The sequence below is a fragment of the Stenotrophomonas maltophilia genome (assembly GCF_003970865.1).
Taxonomy (GTDB): Bacteria; Pseudomonadota; Gammaproteobacteria; order Xanthomonadales; family Xanthomonadaceae; genus Stenotrophomonas; species Stenotrophomonas maltophilia_AR.
On record NZ_RXLZ01000119.1, the window covers coordinates 1 to 4,446 of the forward strand.

General features: G+C 65.6%; 6 protein-coding genes. 1 reads left to right on the forward strand and 5 read right to left on the reverse strand.

Annotation, left to right across the window (positions count from 1 at the left end; translation table 11 throughout):
• The first annotated feature begins 263 nt into the window (after positions 1-263).
• Positions 264-914, forward strand: coding sequence for a DUF1287 domain-containing protein (locus tag EKL94_RS21810; protein WP_126930612.1), 651 nt, complete (start codon positions 264-266; stop codon positions 912-914).
• Positions 915-991: 77 nt separating this feature from the next.
• Here EKL94_RS21810 and EKL94_RS21815 read toward each other — a convergent pair whose 3' ends face one another.
• Genes EKL94_RS21815 through EKL94_RS21835 form a run of 5 tightly spaced genes read right to left on the reverse strand, consistent with a single transcriptional unit; the run spans position 992 to position 4,281 of the window.
• A complete protein-coding gene (locus EKL94_RS21815; protein ID WP_126930613.1) occupies positions 992-1,483 on the reverse strand; it encodes a dihydrofolate reductase in 492 nt (163 codons plus the stop codon).
• Between the two features lie 13 nt (positions 1,484-1,496).
• Entirely contained in the window at positions 1,497-2,060 is a 564-nt protein-coding gene (locus tag EKL94_RS21820; protein ID WP_260473485.1) for a hypothetical protein, read from the reverse strand.
• Positions 2,057-2,851, reverse strand: a complete 795-nt coding sequence (locus tag EKL94_RS21825) for a thymidylate synthase (protein ID WP_126930614.1) — start codon at positions 2,849-2,851, stop codon at positions 2,057-2,059. The genes EKL94_RS21820 and EKL94_RS21825 overlap by 4 nt, the downstream gene beginning before the upstream one ends.
• Positions 2,848-3,735: a prolipoprotein diacylglyceryl transferase gene (lgt, locus tag EKL94_RS21830; protein WP_126930615.1), complete on the reverse strand. Its 888-nt coding sequence runs from the start codon at positions 3,733-3,735 to the stop codon at positions 2,848-2,850. The genes EKL94_RS21825 and lgt overlap by 4 nt, the downstream gene beginning before the upstream one ends.
• A 51-nt stretch (positions 3,736-3,786) precedes the next feature.
• Positions 3,787-4,281, reverse strand: coding sequence for a TPM domain-containing protein (locus EKL94_RS21835; RefSeq protein ID WP_060380614.1), 495 nt, complete (start codon positions 4,279-4,281; stop codon positions 3,787-3,789).
• Positions 4,282-4,446: the final 165 nt, after the last annotated feature.

The window sequence follows — 4,446 nt, forward strand, 5'->3', positions numbered from 1 at the left end:
TGTCGCAGTCGTTCGTGTCTTGATGCTGTTGAGAGGCGAGTAATCGTAATGCCGTCATGTCGTTTTTGTTTACAAAGTCACCGGCGCCCCACCACAACCGAACCCGTAGAGTCGTCGGCAGGGTCAGATGGGTATAAAGGACAGGCGCAGGGCGGCGGCAACGCTCCGGCCGCCCCCCCGGGCAACCGCGGCCCGCGCCGTCGTCGCCGCCGTGGTGGTGGTGGCTCTGCGGGCCCCGGCAACAACAGTCCCCCGCCGCAGGCATGACGCGGCGCGGCTGGGCACCATGGATGGTGCTGCTGACGCTGGCCCTGGCCAGCGGCTGCCAGCCCACTTCTGCCCCTGCCCCCACCGGCGGCGGAAACACCGGCCACACGCCATCGCAACCGCAGGCGCCTTCGCCGCCACTGGTGGCTGCAGCGCGCGCGCAGATCGGCGTCACCACCCGCTACGACCCTGCCTATCAGGTGCTGGCCTATCCCGGCGGAGACGTCCCGGTTGATCGCGGTGTGTGCACCGACGTAGTGGTGCGTGCCCTGCGCAGCCAGGGCCTGGACCTGCAGGCGCAGGTGCATGAAGACATGCGCGGCAATTTCAGCGCCTATCCCGCGATCTGGGGCCTGTCACGGCCGGATCGCAACATCGATCATCGTCGCGTGCCGAACCTGATGCGCTGGTTCGAGCGACAGGGCTGGCAGCAGCCGATCACGGCCGCCGCCGCCGACTACGCGGCCGGCGACATCGTTGCCTGGAAGCTCAACGGCAACGGCCTGCTGCATGTGGGCATCGTCTCTGACCGGCACCTGGCCAATGGCACACCGCTGGTGCTGCACAACATCGCGCGCGGCACGCGCGAAGAGAACCTGCTGTTCCAGCACGCCATCATCGGGCATTACCGGATGCCCGGGCCGTAGAGTCGAGCTTGCTCGACTATGCCCTGTGTATCCGCCAAGAGCTGTCGAGCAAGCTCGGCTCTACAGATGCGTTGCGATCAGCGGCGCACGTAGTGCACGAAGCGGAACGCGTAGGCGTGTCGTTCGTCGGCCGGGTGCGGCTCGCTGCTCACTTCCCGCCAGTCCTGCACGTCCACTTCGGGGAAATGGGTATCGGCGGGGACTTCGGCATCCACCCAGGTCAGGTACAGGTCACTGGCCTGGTCCAGCAGCTGGTGGAAGATCTCGCCGCCGCCGATGATGCACAGCTCGCTGGCGCCCTCGCCTTTGGCAATCGCCTTCGCCTCGTCCAGCGACGCCACCGCCCGCATGCCCTCGAACGGCACCTGGCCGCTGCGGGTCAGCACCAGGTTGGTCCGCCCCGGCAGCACGCGGCCGATCGATTCGGCGGTCTTGCGGCCCATCAGGATCGGCTTGCCCAGCGTGAGCGCCTTGAAGTGCCTGAAATCATCCGGCAGGTGCCAGGGCATTGCATTGCCCTGGCCGATGCCACGGTTGCGGTCCAGCGCCACGATCATCGACAGCTTCATTGCTACCACCTCCTCAGCTGGCATCGATCTGCAGGCGTTCGCAGGCAGCGTTGGCGGCACTGGCGGCCCGCAACGCCGCCGCCAGCGCAGGGCTGGACGTGGACTGCTCATCCAGGCCACCGAGGATCTTCTGCTTCTGCGCTTCTTCGATGTCCTTCAGGCCCGGTCCTGACAGGATGTCTGCCGACAACGCGGCAGTGTCGGTGCTGGCACGGCGTGCCAGGAATGCCTGCAACTGGTCACTGGAATAGACGGTGGCAAGCTGCTGCTCGAGCGTGCGCTGATAGGCCGGATCCTCGATACCAGCCTTCAGGTGCTCGGTCATCGCCGTGTACATGCCGGTTACCGCCTCACGCATCTGCGCCCGGCAGCCTTCCGGCACATCCTGCGGCATCATCGTACTGCCGTTGAAGGCCCCGGCGAACGCCTGCACTTCCTCGCGCATGTGCTTGTGCACGATCTGCTCATTGACCTGCCGGGCCAACGACAGCGCATCGGCCGGTCCGGCCTGCACCATGACCAGCGGCAGCATGCCGCATAGCGCCAGCAGGCCGCTGGAAATCAGACGGGTACTCATACCGCCACCGGTGCCTTGATGGTCGGGTGCGGATCGTAGCCGTCGATGCGGATGTCGTCGAACTGGAAGCCGAACAGATCGGTCACCTCCGGGTTCAACCACAACTTCGGCAGCGCGCGCGGTTCACGCGACAGCTGCTCACGCGCCTGCTCGAAGTGGTTCGAATACAGGTGCGCATCGCCCAGCGTATGCACGAAATCACCCACGCCCAGGCCGGTGGCCTGCGCCACCATGTGGGTCAGCAGCGCGTAGCTGGCGATGTTGAACGGCACGCCGAGGAAGATGTCGCCGCTGCGCTGGTAGAGCTGGCAGCTGAGCTTGCCGTCCACCACGTAGAACTGGAACAGGTTGTGGCACGGCATCAGCGCCATCTGCGAAAGCTCGCCCACGTTCCAGGCGCTGACCACCAGCCGGCGCGAATCGGGGTTGCGCTTGATCTCGTCCACCAGCCACTGCATCTGGTCGATCTCGCCGCCGTCGGCGGTGGCCCAGCTGCGCCACTGCTTGCCGTAGACCGGGCCGAGGTCGCCGTTCTCGTCGGCCCACTCGTCCCAGATCCGTACCTGGTTGTCCTTCAGGTAGCCGATGTTGGTGTCGCCCTTCAGGAACCACAGCAGCTCATGGATGATCGAGCGCAGGTGCAGTTTCTTGGTGGTGACCAGCGGGAAGCCTTCGGCCAGGTTGAAACGCATCTGCCAGCCAAAGACGCTGCGGGTGCCGGTGCCGGTGCGATCGCTCTTCTCGGCGCCGTGCTCGAGCACATGCGAGAGCAGGTCCAGGTAAGCCTTCATGCCTTGCCCTCGGCAGCCACCGGCAGCTGCGGCTGCAGTACCGGCGCACGGCGCGACATCACCAGCAGCACCAGGCCGAAAGCGATCAGCGGCAGGCTGAGGATCTGGCCGCGGGTCAGCCAGTCGAAGGCCACGTAGACGCCGTTGTCGGGCATACGCACGAACTCCACCGCGAAGCGGAACAGGCCGTACATCAGCGCGAACAGGCCGCCGACCAGATAGCGATGGCGCGGCTTGGACGACACGGCCCACAGCACCACGAACATCACCAGGCCTTCCAGCAACGCTTCATACAACTGCGAGGGATGGCGGGCGAACTGGTTCAACGCGCCGGTGGCGAACTGCGCCTGCAGGGTGGCGTGGTCGAGCTGGTTCAGCGGTGCCGGCAGGCCGGACGGGAACACCACACCCCAGGTACCGTCGGTGTACTTGCCCCACAGCTCGGCACCGATGAAGTTGCCGATACGGCCGAAGCCCAGGCCCAGCGGTACCAGCGGCGCCATGAAATCCATGGTGTCGAAGAAATGCAGCTTGTGCTTGCGCGACCACCACCAGCAGGCCGCAATCACGCCCAGCAGGCCGCCGTGGAAACTCATGCCGCCATCCCACACCTTGAACAGCAGCAGCGGGTTGTGCAGGAAATCGCCCAGCGCGTAGAACAGCATGTAGCCGATGCGCCCGCCCAGCACCACGCCAAGCATGGCGTAGAACAGCAGGTCGGAGAAGCCGTTGGCATCAACGCCCGGCAGGCGCCCGTCGGCAATGCGCTTGCGGCCCAGCAGCCAGGCCGCGGTGAAGCCGAGCAGGTACATGATGCCGTACCAGTGCACCTTGATCGGCCCCAGCGAGAGGGCGATGGGGTCGATGTCGTGGAAATAGATCATGGAAGGTGCCTTGCGGTTGAACGCCTATTCTCGGGCCAGTGCCGCCCCGGCTCAACCAAGGAGCTGGGGCGAGTTCGGCAACGCGTCATCGTTCGACCGTGTCGAGGCCGGAAAGTGCCCTTCGATCAGGCTGGAGACTTCGTCGATGGCATCCTGCAGCGCTTCCACCGGATGGGAACCACGCAGGCCCTCGCGCAAGTGGGTGCAGACCCGCTGCCACTGCGCCGGGCTGACCCGGCCCTGCAGGCCACGGTCGGCAACGATCTCGATGGCGTGGTCAGCCAACAGGAGGTAGATCAGCACGCCATTGTTGTGGGTGGTATCCCAGGTGCGCAGGCGGGCAAACGCATGCTCGGCGGCCTGCCGCGGGGTGACCCGGTGCCACAGCGCGGCCAGCGGCAGGTCCGCTTCCACCGCGAACATCACCTGCCCACCGTGGCGCTGCTCACCGGCCGCGATGGCCTCGGTGATCGCCTGCAGCGTGGCCGGCGGGAATGCGCGCCGTACCGACGGCGAAAACACATGACGACACAGTCGTTGGATCATCACCAGCCCCCCGAAGCACCGCCACCGCCGGAGCGGCCACCACCACCTGTCCCTTATACCCATCTCCGAGCCACCAAGCCGGACCCCAACCCCGTTTGCCGCCTTCGCCTGGAAAAAAAAAAACAAAAAATAGATACCAACACCAGAGCGACATACAATAAAACA